Consider the following 19,077-nt stretch of genomic DNA (forward strand, 5'->3'; position numbering starts at 1 on the left):
TGTGATTAATTCGTTTAAAGGTGCCGCATTAATCATAATTTTGCATTACATTTTATCACTAGGCAAGACAAAAAAGCAGAATAACACAGTGTGGCATAAGTCTTGACTAGTATACCGAAAATAGTGAACAGGAGCTTTTCATACTTGTACCTGTCATAATGGCATTGATCTTTATATGAACTATACGCTAAAGAACTTCCTACAAAATCTTTTACTGAGCAATATATCCGACGACGACGAAGTTGAAATGATCCCGATCATTACTGCTGAGGCCGAAGATGACCTTCCTGCTGATACTTTACCTGACGAACTTCCGATACTGGCTGTGCGCAATACAGTATTGTTCCCGGGAGTGGTGCTGCCTATTACCGTTAGCCGCAAAAAATCGGTGAAGCTGGTGCGCAAAGCCCACAAAGGCGATAAAGTAATAGGCGTGGTTGCCCAGAAGAACTCCAACAGCGACGACCCTACTGCAGAAGACCTATTTGAGGTAGGCACCATGGCTAAGATCCTGAAAATGCTGGTACTGCCTGATGGCAATACAACCATTATCATTCAGGGCCATAGCCGCTTTAAAATAGAAGAGGTAACAGCAGAAGACCCATACCTTACTGCTAAAGTTACTGCCTGCACAGAAACTCCTCTGAATAAAAAGGATAAGAACGTGAAGGCATTGGTACAGTCGCTGAAAGATGCGGCCGGCAAAATGCTGAAGCTGAACCCTGAAATACCGCAGGAGGCACAAGTAGCGCTGGATAACATCGATAACCCTGGCTTCCTGACGCACTTCCTGAGCAGTAATCTTAACGTGGATGTGGCGCAGAAGCAGGCATTGCTGGAGGTAAACGATGGGAAAGAGCGCGGTACCCAACTGCTGGAAATGATGCTGCGGGAGATACAGCTGCTCGAATTGAAGCAGGAGATCCATACTAAAGTACACACCGACCTGGACCAGCAGCAGCGCGATTACTTTTTGCGCCAGCAGATAAAGGTGCTTCAGGACGAACTGGGGCAGGAGGGACCGGACCAGGAGATTGAGCGCTTCAGAGAGCGTGCCGCTAAAAAGAAGTGGCCGGAGCCTGTAGCGCAGCACTTTAAGAAAGAAATAGATAAGCTGGCTCGCCTAAACCCGCAGGCGGCAGAGTACCCGGTGGCTGTAAATTACCTGGAATTCCTGCTGGACTTGCCCTGGAACGAGTACACCAAAGACAACTTTAACCTGAAGCGCACCAAAAAGATACTTGATGCAGACCATTATGGACTGGAGAAAGTAAAAGAGCGTATTTTGGAGTACCTGGCAGTGCTGAAACTAAAGAATGATATGAAGGCGCCTATACTTTGCCTGTACGGACCTCCGGGAGTTGGTAAAACATCCTTGGGCAGGTCTATAGCAGAGTCATTGGGCCGTAAGTATGTCAGGATGTCGTTGGGTGGTGTGCGTGATGAGGCCGAGATTCGTGGCCACCGCCGTACCTACGTAGGGGCTATGCCGGGCAAAATCATTAATCAGATCAAAAAAGTTGGATCTTCTAACCCGGTAATTATACTGGATGAGGTAGACAAGATTGCTTCTGATTTCCGTGGCGATCCGTCTTCTGCTTTGCTGGAGGTGCTGGATCCGGAGCAGAACAGCACGTTCATGGATAACTATCTGGATGTGGAGTACGACCTTTCTAAGGTGCTGTTCATTGCCACAGCCAACTCCCTGGATACCATTCAGCCTGCCCTACGTGACCGTATGGAAATTATTGAGCTGACGGGTTATACCATGGAAGAGAAAACCGAGATTGCCAAGCGCCACCTGCTGCCAAAGCAGATTACCGAGCATGGCCTGACGGAGGAGGACGTGAAAGTATCCAAAGCGACGATCCAGAAGATTATTGAGGATTATACCCGTGAGTCTGGGGTGCGTAACCTGGAGCGTAAAATTGGCCAGTTGGTGCGCCACACGGCTAAACTGAAGGCAATGGAAGAGGAGTATTCAATAGCTCTTAAGCCGGAGGATGTAACTAAGCGTCTTGGGCCGGAGATTTTTGACAAAGAGATTTATCAGGACATTGATACAGCAGGTGTAGTAACCGGCCTTGCCTGGACATCGGTAGGTGGCGATATACTTTTCATTGAATCTATACTTAGCAAAGGTAAAGGCAAACTTACACTTTCAGGCCAGTTAGGTGATGTGATGAAGGAATCGGCTATGACAGCTATCTCATACTTAAAAGCACATGCCGAGCTGCTGAACATCGATTACCGCCTGTTCGATCAGTACGACCTGCACATTCACTTCCCGGAAGGAGCTGTGCCTAAAGATGGTCCATCAGCTGGCATTGCCATTTTCACGTCTATTGCCTCTGTGTTTACCCAGCGTAAAGTAAAATCTCGTTTAGCCATGACAGGTGAAATTACGCTTCGTGGTAAGGTATTGCCTGTTGGTGGTATAAAAGAAAAGATTTTAGCTGCTAAGCGTGCCGGCATCACAGATATTATACTTAGCCAGAAAAACAAGAAAGACATTACCGAGATTCCGGACCAGTACATAAAAGGCTTGCACATCCATTATGTTGATCGTGTGGATGAGGTCGTGAAGATCGCGCTGCTGAAAGAAAAAGTGAAGAACCCGTTGAAACTGGTGGTAACGGAAGAGAAAGCTGTAGCTGATAAAGAGTAAATAATTCTGTCATTTCGAACGTAGTGAGAAATCTGAAGCATTTCACAGTTATGCAATAAGTTAGATTTCTCGCTTAGCTCGAAATGACAATAACACGCATACTAGTTAACGTGAAAAAACTCCCTGCTCTCATACTTTGCATCTTGCTGGGCTTTACCCTTAAGGTACAGGCGCAGGTGGGAGGGCAGCGTGGGTTTACGTTTCTGGAGTTACCTGCCAATGCCAAACAAGCTGCTTTAGGTGGCGTGAACATTACGGCGGGTGGCCACGATGTGAACATGGTTTCGGCTAACCCTGCCTTGCTTAATTCCGAAATGGACAACCAGCTTAGCCTGAGTTATGTGGGTTACTTAGCCGATATCAAGCAGAGTAACCTGGCATATGCTTTTAATAATACAAAGTATGGCCGCTGGGCTGTAAACCTGAACTACCTGAACTACGGTGATTTTATACAGCGCGACGCTACAGGTTTAGAAGAGGGTACTTTCAATGTGAATGACTATACTTTGGGTATCACCCATGCTCGGCAAGCAGATGCCTTTACCATAGGCGCAACGGCTAAAATAGCGGTATCAAGTATGGCGGGTAACAAAGCAGTAGGTATACTTGCCGATGCCGGTGTTGCCTTCAAACATCCTGAAAAAGACTTTACTGTTGGCCTTGCCTTTAAAAATTTAGGCTATCAGGTAAAAACCTTTGATGACGGAGAACGCCAGCCCATGCCCTGGGATGCTCAGTTGGGTGTAAGCTATAAGCCAGAGCATATGCCGGTCCGTTTGTCAGTCACAGCACATAAGCTTTACCAGTTCGATATTGTATACCTTGACCCGTATGCCCCCGGCCAGCTGGACGAAAATGGCAATGAGGTAAAGGAAGAAAAGCAGCTGGGAGACAAGATCGCACGTCACTTTGTAGCAGGCGCTGAGTTTGTGTTCAGTAAGAACTTTAACCTGCGGGCAGGCTACAACCACCTACGCCGCAAAGAGCTGAGCCTGGACAATGGAGGTGGCGGAGCAGGCTTCTCGCTTGGCGGAATGTTACGCGTGCGTGCCTTTGAATTAAACTACAGCAGCGCCTTCTTTCATCCGTCCGGTGCCACCCATTATATTACCGTCAGCACCAACACCAGCACAATTCTTAAAAAGAAAAGCAGTTAATAACGTATAAGCTATGGCGCTTGTAAAGTACCGTAGCGTACCTTAACTTAAAGACTACTATGTTAGAATCAATAGAACACTTAACACCGGCTCAGATTGTAGCAGAGCTGGATAAATATATTATTGGGCAGAACGATGCTAAACGTAACGTAGCCATTGCACTTCGTAACCGCTGGCGCCGCATGAATGCCGACAAAAGTATACAAAGCGATATTGTGCCGAACAATATTCTAATGATTGGTGCAACCGGTGTAGGTAAAACAGAAATTGCCCGCCGTCTGGCTAAAATTGCCGACGCACCCTTTACTAAAGTAGAGGCATCTAAATTTACCGAGGTAGGTTATGTAGGCCGTGATGTAGAAAGTATGGTGCGCGACCTGGTAGAGCAGTCTGTGAACCTGGTAAAGCAGAAGAAAAAGGAAGAAGTAAAGCAGAAAGCTGCCGAAATGGTAGAGGATATCATACTTGATGCGCTTATTCCACCTATCCAGGGACGCAATAACTCGCCTGTTAGCCTGAGCTCTGACCCTAACGCAATGCCAGACAATGATTATGAGCTGAACGAGCGCACTCGCGAAAAATTCAGAGAGAAGATCAGAAACGGCGAATTGGAAGATCGTAAAATAGAGATACGTGTGCAGCAAAGCGCCATGCCAGGTATTGGTGGTTTAGGTCCGGGTATGGACGAGGCTTCTATGATGAACATCCAGGAGATGATCAGTGGTATGATGCCCAAGAAAACCAAGAAGCGTAAAGTTACCATAGCCGAAGCCCGTAAGATTCTTTTGGAGGAAGAAGCTTCTAAACTGATCGACATGGACGAGGTGAAGGAAGAGGCCATCTTCAAAGCAGAGAACTCCGGCATTATCTTTATCGATGAGATAGACAAAGTAGCCAGCTCGAGCAAAAAAGGCGGTGGCGGTCCAGACGTAAGCCGTGAAGGTGTGCAGCGTGACCTGTTGCCTATTGTAGAGGGTTCTACAGTAAACACAAAGTATGGCATCATCAACACAGATCATATTCTGTTCATCGCAGCCGGTGCGTTCCACGTGGCCAAGCCATCTGATCTTATTCCAGAGTTGCAGGGCCGCTTCCCAATTCGCGTAGAACTGGATAGCCTGACGAAAGATGATTTCTACCAGATCCTGAAATTTCCAAAAAACGCTCTTACAAAACAGTATGAAGCACTTTTAGGAGCAGAAGACGTGGAACTTACCTTCAACGACGAGGCCCTGGACGAGATCGCTTCGATAGCCTACGAGGTAAACACAGAAGTAGAAAACATCGGTGCCCGCCGTCTGCAAACAGTAATGAGCCGCCTGCTAAATGACATCCTTTTTGATGTACCGGATAAGATCGGCGCCAATGCACGCATTTTAGTAGACCGCGCTATGGTGCAGGAACGCCTGACAGATATGGTAAAGAACCGCGACCTTAGCCAGTATATACTGTAAATTAGAGAGTGAAGTATAAATGCAGGCTCTTCTGTAGATTTATACTTTTGATCATACTTTAAAGCTGGTGTTTCTGCTATGGTAGGAGCACCAGCTTTTTACATTTGTATAAGTCAAGAAAGAAGCCAGTTATATGCTTCGGATTCATTGGTGAAGAACTGCAGCTGATACTGAGGGGTTTTGTTTACAGTATGCATTTTTTGGATTAGCATGCGTTGGTAAATGTTATCTGCAATTACCGAAGCCATTTTCTTAAGGTTGGATTTTGGCAGCAGTTTTTTAATAAATGCTTCACTCCATACTTTATCTTCGTCAGATATTAATCCCGCTTTTAAATTATAAAATAGCGTTCGCTCTGCTTGTTGCGTTTGCAGATGATGAAACCAATGGGTGATTGCGTGCTTATACTCTAAAGTGTTGGGCTTGCGCTTCCATATCAATCTTAGATAGCTTTTTGACTCAAGATATTCCAGCACGAAATGAGGAGCATCTTCTAGGCAAATGGCATCATCTAACGTTTTTAAACCTTTCTCCATAACTTTTGCGACTTGCTTTAGTACTATATGTTATTTAACAAAGGTTGTTCGGTTTATAGTTTAACCTTTTTCCAACATAATTATATTTATTGACAGAAAGAATAAAGATACGCTTAATTATTTAAGAGCATGAACTACTACATCATCACCGGAGCCAGCAAAGGCATAGGCAAAGCGATAGCCGAAGAACTACTGAAGGACGAGAACAACCATGTTGTGGGCGTATCGCGCACCAATAGTATAAAGCACCCAAACTATCGCTACCAACCCCTCGACTTTTCAGATATCCCGGCTGTGGAGCATAACCTGCAGAAGGTGTTTCTGCCTTACAAAGATGCCGAGCGGCTGGTACTGATAAACAATGCCGGTGTGCTGGGCGATATTGGGTATGTAGGTGAGGGAATGCCTAACGAGCGTTTCGAGTTTGTGTTTGATGTGAACGTGATCGTACCTGCCATGCTGATGAACACTTTTCTGGAAGTATACCGCAATGTGCCATGCGAGAAGGTTATCGTGAACATCAGCTCTGGTGCCGGCAAGTACCCTATTGATGGCTGGGCAAGTTACTGCGCCTCTAAAGCTGCCTTGGATATGTTCTCGCAAACCATACAGCAGGAGCAGAATGTGCGTGGTAGCGGTGTTAAAGTATATGCGTTGTCACCGGGTGTGGTGGATACGGGCATGCAGGAGCATATCAGAGAAAGTAATGCAGAGCGCTTCAGTAATGTAGAGCGTTTCCGGGAGTATAAAGCTAAAGGCGAACTTGCCTCCCCTGAGGAAGTAGGTAAAAAGATAGTAGCTTTTCTGCACAATACTGATAAGTACAATGAGGTGCTGGTTTCGGTGCGGGATATGTAAAGGTTTGTGCCTTCAAGTCATGAGGAAATAAAGTATGGCCTGGCTAAAAAGTCAGGCTTTTTTATTGATAACAGTAATCCCTTGATAAACAAAGGTATAACATGAATCAATTTTAATGTGAATGTTGCTAAATTACTATAGTTATGCTAAATTACTATACTTATTTAATTAAGAAGCTAAATCTTAGTAGTTTATGAAGAACCCAATCTGCCCTAAGTGTGATGCCCTGCATGTTGTAAAGAGCGGCATTATAGGCGACAGGCAACGCTACCGTTGTAAAAAATGCGGTTATTACTTTACAGTAAACAAGATCGGGAAGAATATAGACAGCTACTACGTAACCAAAGCACTGCAGCTTTACATTGAGGGCATCAGCTACCGTGAAATAGAGCGCATCTTAGGCGTTAGCCACGTTTCGGTAATGAACTGGGTGCGCAAGTATAAAATAAAGGCCCCGGAGCAAACAGAATACCACCCAACTTACAAGATCATGAACCATGCAGAGTTGGTAGAATACTTCAAAAACGGAGGTAATTTAAAAGGTGCCGGTATGATGATCACAGAGCTTGGTGACAAGTATATGATGATTAAATGGAAGCGATTTAAGGAGTAGTACGTTGACAGTTTTTTGTCTCTGCATTCTGCAGTATCGGGTCTAACCACACCTGTGCCGCCTTAGCCCTATTCTTTTTTGTCATCCTCCCAAGGATCTTGGTATAAGGGAGGTTAAGCGTCTGCTATTGTGAAACCCAACCCAATCCTTCCGAGGAGGGGAATTAGGCAATATCTTTCTATACTTTTTGATCAGTTGCGACAGTCGCTAATGAAGAAGTGACGATCCCAGTCCTTAGATGAGGACCCCTACCCCCAGGACAAGGCCTTCCGGACTTGAGGGCGCCAAAACATAAGGTGAAACATCATAGCAAGTAAGACTAAGGAACACCAGTGACTCTATAAAATAGCTCAACAAAACCTACCTGAAGCATAGCTCAAACACTATTCATATTATACTAAGAACTGCTATAAATAACCCCATATGCACATAACTATATCAAATTACCAAAAATCAACATCTGCTCATCTTTTTCCCTAACTTTTAGATAATATAGATTAAACAAACAGGGGAAACAGCTGACCTCTCTTAAACCTTTAAAAGTAACCAAATGAAAAAACTGTTGCTTTACTTGGCAGCGGGGCTGATGCTCTGCTGTACCGTGAGAGATGTAGCTGCCCAGGGCTCAACAGAGTATAGCTCAGGTATAAAAATACCTGTTAGCCCCGATGGTACTAAGTATATCCGATTTATTACCTGGCACCAGGTCTGGGTCAGGTACAACGAGAACAACTCGGGCTCCATCCGAAACAACGAACTCCAGAACAATACCTTTGATGTTGGGCTTCGCCGCTCCCGCTTCCTTACTTACTCCCAGATTTCGCCGCGTTTCCTGATTCTGCTGCACTTTGGTATTAATAACCAGAATGCGGTAAGCGGCGGACTTAACCCGGCATTAGACGGTAAAAAGCCACAGCTGTTCATACACGATGCCTGGACAGAGTATAAATTGTTTGACAACTATTTATCAGTTGGGGCAGGCCTGCACTACTGGAACGGTATCTCGCGGAGTACCAATGCCAGCACGCTTAATTTTATGGCTATTGATGCGCCTATTTTTAACTGGGCAACCATAGATGCGGCCGACCAGTTTGCGCGTATGCTGGGCGTGTATGCGAAAGGTAAAATTGGCAAGCTGGATTATCGCATGGCCGTTAATGATCCTTTTGTCACTAACACAGCTCAGGCCATAGCTCCGGCAACCAACTATAATCCCCGCAACAACAAGAAGGTTTTCCAGGGTTACTACAATTACCAGTTTTTAGAGCAGGAGTCTAACCTGCTGCCCTTTATGGTGGGAACTTACCTGGGCACAAAAAGAGTGTTTAACATTGGTGCCGGCTTTCTGCACAACCAAGACGGCATGTGGCGTGCCGAGCAGCGCGGACTGGTGCAGGACACCGTTCAATCTAACATCAGCCTTTTTGGTGTAGATGCTTTTCTGGACCTACCCATGAACCAGGAAGCTGGTACTGCACTAACAGCCTACGCAGTATACTATAACTACGACTTCGGCAGAAACAATGTGCGCAACATCGGCATCATGAACCCAGCCACAAGCGGCGGTGCTTTGCGTGGTAATGCCTTCCCGACCATAGGTACCGGCGATATACTTTACGGGCAGGCAGGCTACCTGCTCCCTAAAAACCTGATTTCCGAAAAAGCCAGGCTACAACCTTACACCGCCTTTAGTTACGGCAACCTGGATGGTTTGCGCGACAGCAGCGGTGACAAAGTACCGGTAAAAGTGCTGGATATAGGCGCTAACCTGTTGCTGGAGGGGCATCATTCCAAACTAACCCTTAACTGGCGCAACCGGCCGGATTTTACTAACCCAAATGACATAAAGTATAGGCCCGAAATCACCTTGCAGGCCATGATTTACTTATAAGAACCTTAAAAAAACTAACCATACTTTAAATAACAACCTTATGGAAAATAATAAAGGAAAAATGCAGGAGTACTGGCAGCGCAACGTCCGGATTCTGCTCACGCTGCTGGGGCTCTGGTTTGCGGTATCCTACGTCTTTGGAATCTTGCTTGTAGACCAACTCAACGAGATACGTCTGGGCGGCTTTAAACTAGGCTTCTGGTTTGCGCAGCAGGGCTCCATATACTTTTTCGTGCTGATCATCTTCATCTATGTATGGCTGATGAACAGGCTCGACAGGGAATACGATGTACACGAAGATTAATCTCCCACTATAAAATCTTAAAGCAATGGATATCTTAACCTGGACATACATCATAGTAGGCTTAACGTTTACTCTCTATATCGGTATCGCCATTTGGTCGCGTGCCGGCTCTACAAAAGAATTTTACGTGGCAGGTGGTGGTGTAAGCCCGCTGGCTAACGGTATGGCCACAGCCGCCGACTGGATGTCTGCCGCCTCTTTTATCTCCATGGCCGGCCTTATCTCGTTCATGGGCTACGATGGCTCTGTATACCTGATGGGCTGGACCGGTGGTTACGTACTGCTGGCACTGTTGCTGGCGCCGTACCTTCGAAAGTTTGGCAAGTTTACTGTTCCTGATTTTGTTGGTGACCGCTACTATTCTAAAACAGCGCGTTTGGTGGCTGTAGTTTGCGCCATTTTCGTGTCGTTTACTTACGTGGCCGGTCAGATGCGCGGGGTAGGTATCGTATTCTCACGCTTCCTGGAGGTACAGATCGAAACAGGCGTTATCATTGGTATGATCATCGTGCTGTTCTATGCTGTGCTGGGTGGCATGAAAGGCATTACCTACACACAGGTGGCACAATACTGTGTGCTGATCTTTGCTTACATGGTGCCGGCCATTTTTATATCGATGATGCTGACCGGCAACCCGATTCCGCAGTTAGGTTTAGGCGGTACTTTGGAAGACGGAACTTACCTGCTGGATAAACTGGATGGTTTACTAACAGAGCTTGGTTTCGCAGCTTATACCGACGGTAGCAAGGCAACAATCGATGTGTTCTTTATCACAGCGGCCCTGATGGTGGGTACAGCTGGTTTGCCACACGTAATTGTGCGCTTCTTTACAGTGCCTAAGGTAAAAGATGCCCGTATGTCGGCTGGTTATGCACTGGTGTTTATTGCCATACTCTATACTACAGCCCCTGCGGTAGGTGCTTTTGGTATGTACAACATGCTGAACACTACTGTTAACAAGCCTATAGATTCATTGCCCCAATGGGTTAACAACTGGCAACAGACAAAGCTGATCGGCATCGATGATAAGAACGGCGACGGACGTGTGCAGTACGTAAAGGATCCAGCTAGAAATGAGCTGATGATCGACAAAGACATCATGGTGCTGGCCAATCCTGAAATTGCACGTCTACCGAACTGGGTAATTGCCCTGGTGGCAGCTGGTGGTCTGGCTGCGGCGCTTTCTACAGCAGCTGGCTTGTTGCTGGTAATCTCTACGTCTATTGCCCACGACCTGCTTAAAAAATCTGTGATGACAGAGATATCTGAAAAGCAGGAGCTGATCGCAGCACGCATTGCAGCAACTATAGCAGTAGTAATTGCAGGCTATTTTGGAATCAACCCGCCAGGCTTTGTGGCAGAGGTAGTAGCATTCGCTTTTGGTCTGGCAGCGGCATCGTTCTTCCCGGTCATCATCATGGGTATTTTCTCTACCCGTATGAACAAGCAGGGAGCCATCTGGGGAATGGTGGTAGGTATGATCTTCACGATCAGCTATATCTCATACTTTAAATTCGTTAACCCGGAGATGAACACTCCTGAAAACTGGTTTATGAACATCTCTCCGGAAGGTATAGGCACCGTTGGTATGATTCTGAATTTTGTTGTATCTTTTACTATATCAAGGTTCACGCCAGCCCCGCCAGCCCATATTCAGGACCTGGTAGAGGATATCCGTATCCCACGTGGAGCAGGAGAGGCGGTAGCTCATTAATTGCTAATTGCTAATTGTTGATTGGCTATATAAATCATTGTCAGTTACCTAGCAGTTGATCTAATAGAATTATAACTCCCGTAATTCCCCCTCCTGTTTTTAGGAGGGGGTTAGGGGGAGGTAAAACTCCTAAACTCTCTAACTACCATGCGCGACAGGGTAAAAGGCAGGCGGTTATTTTTTATCAGTGCGCTGTTTATGGTGCTGCTGAACTTCCCGTTGATCTCCATTTTCAATAACGGTGGAACGGTGGGAGGAGTGCCTGTACTGTACCTGTACATTATGGTAGTGTGGCTGGCATGCATTGCGGCCATTGGTTTTTTCATTAACAAGCAAGACCCCAAAAAAGGAAAAGGCAAAGTATGAACTATTGGGTTGTTATCGGCATATCGTTCTGCTATTTGGCGCTGCTTTTTGTGGTGGCATCCTGGGCAGAAAGACGTTCTGCGGCCGGGCGTAGCCTGGTAAGCAACCCCTACATTTATGCACTTTCGATGGCTGTGTACTGCACCGCCTGGACCTACTATGGCAGTGTAGGCAGAGCAGCATCGGGTGGCTTGGAATACCTGGCTATTTACATTGGCCCAACCCTGATGGCACCGCTGTGGTGGGTAGTGCTGCGCAAGATTATCCGCATCTGCAAAGTACAGCGCATTACCACCATTGCCGATTTTATCTCGTCGCGGTATGGCAAAAATATTACCCTTGGCAGTATCGTTACCGTCATTTTTGTGCTGGGCATCATCCCTTACATCTCTTTGCAATTAAAAGCCATAACAAGCAGTTTAACTATACTTACAGGCCGTGCAGGAGAGATTGAGGCTTTCCCGGATACATCGTTCTTTATTGCAGTTGGTCTGGCGTTGTTCATTATAGTATATGGTACGCGCCACATCGAGGCTACCGAACGGCACGAGGGGTTGGTAACTGCCATTGCCTTTGAGTCGGTGCTGAAGCTGGTGGTTTTTATAGCTGCTGGTTTATTTGTAACCTATGGCGTGTTCAACGGCTTTGGCGACATTATGCAGCAAGCGGCGCAACTACCGGACTTTGCACAACTAATGACATTTGATGCGGAAGGAGGTTATGGGCAATGGTTCTGGATGGTAGTGCTCTCTATGCTGGCTATACTTTTGCTGCCTCGCCAGTTCCAGGTGGCTGTAGTGGAGAACGTAAACGAACAGCACCTGAACAAAGCCATGTGGTTGTTCCCGCTGTACCTGTTCGCCATTAATATTTTTGTATTGCCCATTGCCTTTGGCGGTGATATTTTATTCGCTAACGGTACTGTAGATGCCGATATGTTTGTGCTGGCCATTCCGCTAAGCGAAGGTAAAAGTATACTTTCGGTACTGGTATACCTGGGCGGATTTTCTGCTGCTACCAGTATGGTGATTGTATCGGTGATGGCGCTGAGTGTGATGATGAGCAACAACCTGATCATGCCGGTGTTGGTAAGCGTGCCCGGCATTAAAAACCGTTACCAGCACAAACTCACAGCCATACTTGTAAACAGCCGCCGCTTCTGTATTTTGCTGGTGCTGTTGCTGGCTTACCTGTACTACAAAGGTGTGGCAGAGTATTACTCGCTGGTAGAAGTTGGCCTGGTGTCCTTTGCGGCGGCGGCACAGTTTGCGCCGGCTGTTATTGGGGGTATTTTCTGGAAAGAGGCCACTAAGAACGGAGCATTGGCAGGCATCATTGTAGGCGCTATACTGTGGTTTTATACATTGGTGGTGCCCTCTATGGTAGGGGTAGGAATGTTGCCGGAAACCATACTTAACAATGGGCTTTTCGGGGTGGAGTGGCTAAGGCCTTTCGAACTGTTTGGCATGCAGGGTATGGATTACATTTCGCACGGCATGTTCTGGAGCATGTTCCTGAACACCGGCCTGTACATAGGGGTGTCGCTGCTCAGCCGGCAAACCTCCCAGGAACGAAACCAGGCCGAGGTTTTCGTAGATATCTTCAAGTACTCCACAGTATACGAGTCATCCATTGTATGGAAGGGTACAGCCTACATTCCGGATATAAAGTCACTTTTGGTAAGTTTTTTAGGAGAGAAACGTGCCGAGACCGCTATGAAAGCTTATCAACGCAAGTATCCTGAACCAGCTGACGAATCAGGCAAAGCAGACCCCAAACTGGTTACCTATGCCGAAAAACTTTTGGCTGGCGTGATAGGCTCTTCTTCGGCGCGCATCATGGTATCGTCGGTGGTAAAGGAGGAGGAAATAAGTATAGACGAGGTGCTCAATATTTTAAAGGAGTCTCAGCAACTGATCTCGATCAACAACGAACTTCGCCGCAAATCGATGGAGTTGCGTAGGGCAACGGAACAACTGCGCAATGCCAATGATAGGCTAAAGCAACTCGACGAACTAAAAGATGAATTCCTTTCTACAGTTACCCACGAACTGCGCACGCCTCTTACATCTATTCGTGCTTTGTCGGAGATACTGTACGATAACCCGGACATGGAGCGCGACGACCAGGAGCATTTCCTGCACACCATCGTAAAGGAGTCGGAGCGGCTAACTAGGCTGATAACCCAGGTGCTGGACCTGGAGCGGTTCGAGTCGGGTAAACAGAAGCTGAACCTGGCACCGCTGCAGATGAAAGAAGTGATCGACGAATCGGTGGAGGCGCTGATACAATTAGTGCAGGAAAAGCACATAGAACTAGTAGTGGATGTACAGCAAAACCTGCCGGAGGTAAACGGCGATAAAGACCGTCTGATACAGGTGCTGGTAAACCTGATCTCCAACGCCATCAAGTTCTGTAACCCGGAGCACGGCAAGATCATCGTATCCAGCTATTACATCGACGGCGACATTAAAGTAAACGTGGCAGACAATGGCAAAGGCATAGAGCCGGAGGCCCAGAAACAGATTTTTGATAAATTCTATCAGGCCAGAAACCAAAACCTGAGAAAGCCGGAAGGCAGCGGCCTGGGTCTTGCCATCAGCAGGCAGATCGTAGAGTCGCACCAGGGTAAGTTGTGGGTAGAGAGTGAGCCCGGACATGGCGCTAAGTTCTCTTTTGTGCTGCCTGTAAAAGTGGCTGTTCCGGCAGCTAAAGTATAAATTATGAAGAAAGTAAAAGATAAGATGAAAGTGCTGGTGGTAGATGATGATCCAAGTATACTGCTCCCGCTGGAGTTCCTGATGCGCAAAAATGGCTTTAATGTATTTATAGCCCGCAACGGTACAGAAGCCATCGAAAGCGTGAACAAGGAACTGCCGCAGGTGGTGGTGCTAGATATCATGATGCCCGATGTAGACGGCTATGAAGTATGCCGCTACATCCGCAGCAAAGAAGAAATGAACGGAGCCAAGGTCATTTTCCTGAGTGCCAAAACAAAGGAGGCCGATATCAAAAAAGGCTACGAAGTAGGAGCAGACCTGTATATCCCGAAACCGTTTTCGCCCCGTTTTTTAATGGAGAAGATAAAAGAACTGTCAGCCAGCTGACGCCATAATTTTAAAGCCTGATACTATGGAAACCTTAACCCAAACCCCGAGTACATATGCAGCGGCTTACAGCAAAAGTATAGCCGATCCTGAAGGCTTCTGGGCCGAACAGGCAGAGCAGATTGCCTGGTTCGAAAAGCCGGAGCAGATCCTGAGTAACGATGAGAAAGGATTTTACCGTTGGTTTAAAGGTGGCAAACTAAACACCGCTTACCTGGCCCTGGACTACCACGTAGAAAACGGCCGTGCCGACCAGACTGCCCTTATCTACGACTCACCAGTAACAGGTACCATCAAAAAGTATAGTTACCGTGAGTTCCGGGATATGGTAGCGCGTTTTGCCGGGGCTTTGCGTGGTTTGGGTGTGGGCAAAGGCGACACGGTGGTAATTTACATGCCGGTAATTCCGGAGGCAGTTGTAGCTATGTTGGCCTGCGCGCGCTTGGGTGCTATCCATTCCGTAGTGTTTGGTGGCTTTGCACCGCATGAGCTCAGCGTGCGGATAGATGATGCCAAACCTAAAGTAGTTATCTCTGCATCCTGCGGCATCGAGTTCGAAAAGCATATTCCTTACAAGCCCTTGTTGGATAAAGCCCTGCTCGACAGCCAGCACAAACCGGATCATACGATCATACTTCAGCGCCCTTACGTGGAAGCAGAAATGCAACCCGGCCGCGACCTGGATTACATAGAACTGCTGCAAAAAGCCGAACCTGTAGATTGTGTTCCGGTAGATGCACACGACCCGCTTTACATACTTTATACTTCAGGCACAACCGGCAAACCGAAAGGCATCGTGCGCGACAATGGCGGCCATGCCGTAGCGCTAAAGTATAGCATGAAAGCTGTGTATGGTGTGGACCCGGGAGATGTGTTCTGGGCTGCTTCGGATGTGGGTTGGGCAGTAGGGCATTCGTACTTAGTATACGCGCCGCTGATCCATGGCTGCACAACAGTGCTGTTTGAAGGCAAACCTGTTCGCACACCCGATGCCGGTACGTTCTGGCGCATCATCAAGCAGCATGATGTAAAGGTGCTGTTTACGGCTCCAACAGCCATACGTGCCATCAAAAAAGAAGACCCCGACGGACATCATAAAAGACGTTTCGACCTGCCCTCGCTTAAGTACCTGTTCCTGGCCGGAGAACGCTGCGATGTGGCAACTTACTATTGGGCTAAAGACATGCTACGGGTGCCGGTAGTAGACCATTGGTGGCAGACAGAATCAGGGTGGCCGATGGTGGCGAATATGGTTGGCTATGGCTTGTTTCCTGCTAAACCTGGGTCTGCCGGTAAACCTGTATGCGGCTATAAAGTAGAGATTTTGGGCGAAGAAGGGCAGGAGCTGATTCCGGCGCAGGAAGGCTATGTGGCGGTAAAACTACCGTTGCCTCCAGGTTGCCTGCCAACGCTTTGGGAAGATGACGAACGTTTCCGGAAATCATACTTAGAGCGTTTCCCGGGTTACTACATGACCGGCGACGGCGGCTACATAGACGAAGAGGGCTATGTGTACATCATGGGTCGTATCGACGACGTGATCAATGTGTCGGGCCACAGGCTTTCTACCGGCGAAATGGAAGAAATGGTAGCCTCGCACCCAGCAGTAGCCGAGTGTGCCGTAATCGGTATCTCAGACGAACTGCGCGGCCAGAGGCCCATCGGATTGGTAGTGCTAAAAGACGGACAGATCATAAAAGAGGAGCAGCTGGAACTGGAGCTGGTAGCGCTTATAAGAGAGAAAATCGGTGCAGTGGCATTCTTCAAAAATGTACTGATAGTACAGCGATTGCCTAAAACACGCTCAGGTAAGATTCTTCGTAAAATAATGCGGAACATCGCCGACGGTGACCACTATGCCATTCCATCCACCATAGACGACCCGGCTATACTTACCGAGATCCACGACAGGTTAAAATCCCGTGGCATTGGCAATGCTTTTATACTTTAAAGTGGCAAGCTGCCTTCCTCGGAGGGATTAGGAGTGGGTAAATCACTTCACAGAAGAAAAGTTAAAACCGACTAAACTGAACCTATAAACAACTAAACCAACCAAACGATGACAAATTTTCAAGTTAAGACATACGACGAGTACCAGCAGGCTTACCAGCGTAGTTTAGAAGATCCGGAAGGTTTCTGGAGTGATATTGCGAGCACCTTTACGTGGCGCAAAAAATGGAACACCACCCTGGAGTGGAACTTTGAGGAGCCTGACGTGAAGTGGTTTAAAGGTGGTAAACTTAATATCACAGAAAACTGCCTGGATCGCCACTTGAAAACGCGCGGCAACAAACTGGCCCTGATCTGGGAGCCAAACGATCCGAAAGAAAGATTTGTGCGCTATACGTACCGAGAACTCCACGAGAAAGTATGCCAGTTTGCCAATGTGCTGAAGAAGAACGGAGTGCAGAAAGGAGATCGTGTGTGCATTTACATGCCAATGATCCCGGAGTTGGCTTTTGCAGTACTGGCCTGTGCGCGAATTGGTGCCATTCACTCTGTAATTTTTGCCGGTTTTTCGGCCGTAAGTATGGCTGACAGGATTAACGATGCCGGTGCTAAAATGGTACTTACCTCGGATGGCCTGAATCGCGGAGCCAAGCAGATTCCGGTAAAGCGTGTGGTAGACGAAGCCCTGGAAACATGCCCAACTGTTGAGAAGGTTATTGTAGTAGAGCGTTTAGGCTGGGCCGTGAACATGGTAGAAGGCCGGGATGTGTGGTACCATGACGAAATAAAAGATGTCAGCAAAGAGTGCCCGGCAGAAGTAATGGATGCGGAAGACATGCTATTTATACTTTATACTTCGGGCTCTACAGGCAAACCAAAAGGCGTAGTGCATACCTGTGGCGGTTACATGGTATATGCACACTATAGTTTCTGCAACGTGTTTCAGTACGAAGAAAGCGATATTTACTGGTGTACTGCTGATATTGGCTGGATTACTGGCCACACCTATTTGCTGTATGGCCCGTTGCTGGCAGGTGCTACCACACTTATGTTTGAGGGTGTGCCAACGTACCCGGACATGGGCCGCTTCTGGCAGGTTTGTGATAAGTTTGGCGTTACTATCTTCTACACAGCACCTACTGCCATCCGCTCTCTGATGGGCGGCGATATCGATGACGTACTATCCTATAGTCTCGACTCGCTGCGGGTACTCGGTTCGGTGGGAGAGCCGATAAACGAAGAAGCCTGGCATTGGTACCATACCCACGTGGGTAAAGAACGATGCCCTTTAGTGGATACCTGGTGGCAAACCGAAACAGGCGGTATCATGATCTCTACGCTGGCTAACGTTACACCAATGAAACCCAGCCATGCAGCGCTGCCTTTGCCAGGTGTGCATCCTATACTTGTAGACAGCGACGGAAAAGAGATCACCGAAAACGGCGTAGAGGGTCACCTGTGCATCAAGCATCCATGGCCAAGTATGATCCGGACCACGTACGGCGACCACGAACGCTGCCGCCTGAGTTACTTCTCTACTTACAAAGGTTTATACTTTACCGGCGACGGAGCCAAGCGCGATGAGAATGGCCTTTACCGCATCATCGGACGTGTGGATGATGTGATCAACGTATCCGGTCACCGTTTTGGTACCGCTGAGATCGAAGAAGCCATCAACCACAACAGCCATGTAATTGAGTCGGCAGTAGTAGGTTTTCCGCACGATGTAAAAGGCCAGGGCATCTACGCCTTCGTGATCTGCAAAGACAGGCCTGAGAATGACGAATGGCTACGCGCCGAGATCATCGAAACGGTAGTGGAGAAGATAGGTAAAATTGCCAAGCCGGATAAGATTCAGATCGTGACAGGGCTACCGAAAACCCGCTCCGGCAAGATCATGCGCCGCATCCTGCGTAAAGTAGCTGAAGGCGATGTTTCTAACCTAGGCGATACCTCTACCTTACTTGATCCTGCTGTAGTAGATGAGATTGTGGAAGGATCCTTAAGCAAAGCAAAAGTTTAGTTGATTATAGTTTAGTTGATTGTTAAAAGTCCTGCTGCACCTGTAGCAGGACTTTTGTTTTATCTTCTCCTACCCCCTCCTAAAAACAGGAGGGGGTATCTTTATCTTATACTGGCGCCAGCATCCAGCTGGTGACGTTGGGTGTGTGCGAGTCTCCAGACTCGCATTCTAGTTGCCGTTGGTCCAACCACCCCTGCCCCCTCAGAGCTACGCTCGCTACCTTCGAACTCGCGTTCTCGGTAGTCTAAGGCGGCGAATCTGCTATCGCTAATTCAATTTCATTACTCTGTAGACTTTGCTTAATCTCTATTCCCTAAGATCTTTCCAAGATGACAGAGAGAGATGGCTTCAACTATAGTGATGGAAGAAGATATAGTAAGAAAAATTCCCCTCCTTAGACAAGGAGGGGCAGGGGTGGTTGGACCCAGTACTGCCA

General features: G+C 47.4%; 14 protein-coding genes. 13 read left to right on the forward strand and 1 reads right to left on the reverse strand.

The genetic code is table 11. The annotated features are described in order from the left end of the window. Positions 1–175: 175 nt before the first annotated feature. The 3 genes from lon to hslU all read left to right on the forward strand — a co-directional run bounded on the left by lon (position 176) and on the right by hslU (position 5,279). Positions 176–2,668, forward strand: coding sequence for an endopeptidase La (gene lon / locus WG943_RS12730; protein WP_340409524.1), 2,493 nt, complete (start codon positions 176–178; stop codon positions 2,666–2,668). Positions 2,669–2,778: 110 nt separating this feature from the next. Beyond that, complete coding sequence (gene porQ / locus WG943_RS12735; protein WP_340409525.1) at positions 2,779–3,825, forward strand: type IX secretion system protein PorQ; 1,047 nt, start codon at positions 2,779–2,781, stop codon at positions 3,823–3,825. Between the two features lie 59 nt (positions 3,826–3,884). Further along, positions 3,885–5,279: an ATP-dependent protease ATPase subunit HslU gene (gene hslU / locus WG943_RS12740; RefSeq protein ID WP_340409526.1), complete on the forward strand. Its 1,395-nt coding sequence runs from the start codon at positions 3,885–3,887 to the stop codon at positions 5,277–5,279. A gap of 113 nt (positions 5,280–5,392) precedes the next feature. Here the strand turns inward: hslU and WG943_RS12745 are convergent, their stop codons facing one another. Next, positions 5,393–5,815, reverse strand: coding sequence for a hypothetical protein (locus tag WG943_RS12745; RefSeq protein WP_340409528.1), 423 nt, complete (start codon positions 5,813–5,815; stop codon positions 5,393–5,395). 129 nt (positions 5,816–5,944) lie between these two features. Between WG943_RS12745 and WG943_RS12750 the strand changes: the two genes are divergently transcribed. The 10 genes from WG943_RS12750 to acs all read left to right on the forward strand — a co-directional run bounded on the left by WG943_RS12750 (position 5,945) and on the right by acs (position 18,641). Then, complete coding sequence (locus tag WG943_RS12750) at positions 5,945–6,673, forward strand: SDR family NAD(P)-dependent oxidoreductase (RefSeq protein WP_340409530.1); 729 nt, start codon at positions 5,945–5,947, stop codon at positions 6,671–6,673. Positions 6,674–6,866: 193 nt separating this feature from the next. Beyond that, entirely contained in the window at positions 6,867–7,286 is a 420-nt protein-coding gene (locus WG943_RS12755; protein ID WP_340409532.1) for an IS1/IS1595 family N-terminal zinc-binding domain-containing protein, read from the forward strand. Between the two features lie 550 nt (positions 7,287–7,836). Beyond that, the gene (locus tag WG943_RS12760) at positions 7,837–9,177 is read left to right on the forward strand and encodes a hypothetical protein (RefSeq protein ID WP_340409533.1); all 1,341 of its coding nucleotides are present in this window, start codon (positions 7,837–7,839) and stop codon (positions 9,175–9,177) included. Positions 9,178–9,217: 40 nt separating this feature from the next. Beyond that, the gene (locus tag WG943_RS12765; RefSeq protein WP_340409535.1) at positions 9,218–9,481 is read left to right on the forward strand and encodes a DUF4212 domain-containing protein; all 264 of its coding nucleotides are present in this window, start codon (positions 9,218–9,220) and stop codon (positions 9,479–9,481) included. Between the two features lie 25 nt (positions 9,482–9,506). After that, positions 9,507–11,195, forward strand: coding sequence for a sodium:solute symporter family protein (locus tag WG943_RS12770; protein ID WP_340409536.1), 1,689 nt, complete (start codon positions 9,507–9,509; stop codon positions 11,193–11,195). A 147-nt stretch (positions 11,196–11,342) separates the two neighbouring features. Beyond that, positions 11,343–11,561, forward strand: coding sequence for a hypothetical protein (locus tag WG943_RS12775; RefSeq protein ID WP_340409538.1), 219 nt, complete (start codon positions 11,343–11,345; stop codon positions 11,559–11,561). Then, a complete protein-coding gene (locus WG943_RS12780) occupies positions 11,558–14,281 on the forward strand; it encodes a sensor histidine kinase (protein ID WP_340409540.1) in 2,724 nt (907 codons plus the stop codon). Before WG943_RS12775 ends, WG943_RS12780 begins: the two co-directional genes overlap by 4 nt. Before the next feature lie 3 nt (positions 14,282–14,284). Beyond that, positions 14,285–14,668, forward strand: coding sequence for a response regulator transcription factor (locus WG943_RS12785; protein ID WP_340409542.1), 384 nt, complete (start codon positions 14,285–14,287; stop codon positions 14,666–14,668). 25 nt (positions 14,669–14,693) lie between these two features. Then, positions 14,694–16,619 (forward strand): propionyl-CoA synthetase, encoded by a 1,926-nt coding sequence (locus WG943_RS12790; protein WP_340409544.1) that lies wholly within the window; start codon positions 14,694–14,696, stop codon positions 16,617–16,619. A gap of 108 nt (positions 16,620–16,727) precedes the next feature. Beyond that, a complete protein-coding gene (gene acs / locus WG943_RS12795) occupies positions 16,728–18,641 on the forward strand; it encodes an acetate--CoA ligase (protein ID WP_340409546.1) in 1,914 nt (637 codons plus the stop codon). Positions 18,642–19,077 lie beyond the last annotated feature (436 nt).

The organism is Pontibacter sp. H249 (assembly GCF_037892465.1).
GTDB lineage: Bacteria > Bacteroidota > Bacteroidia > Cytophagales > Hymenobacteraceae > Pontibacter.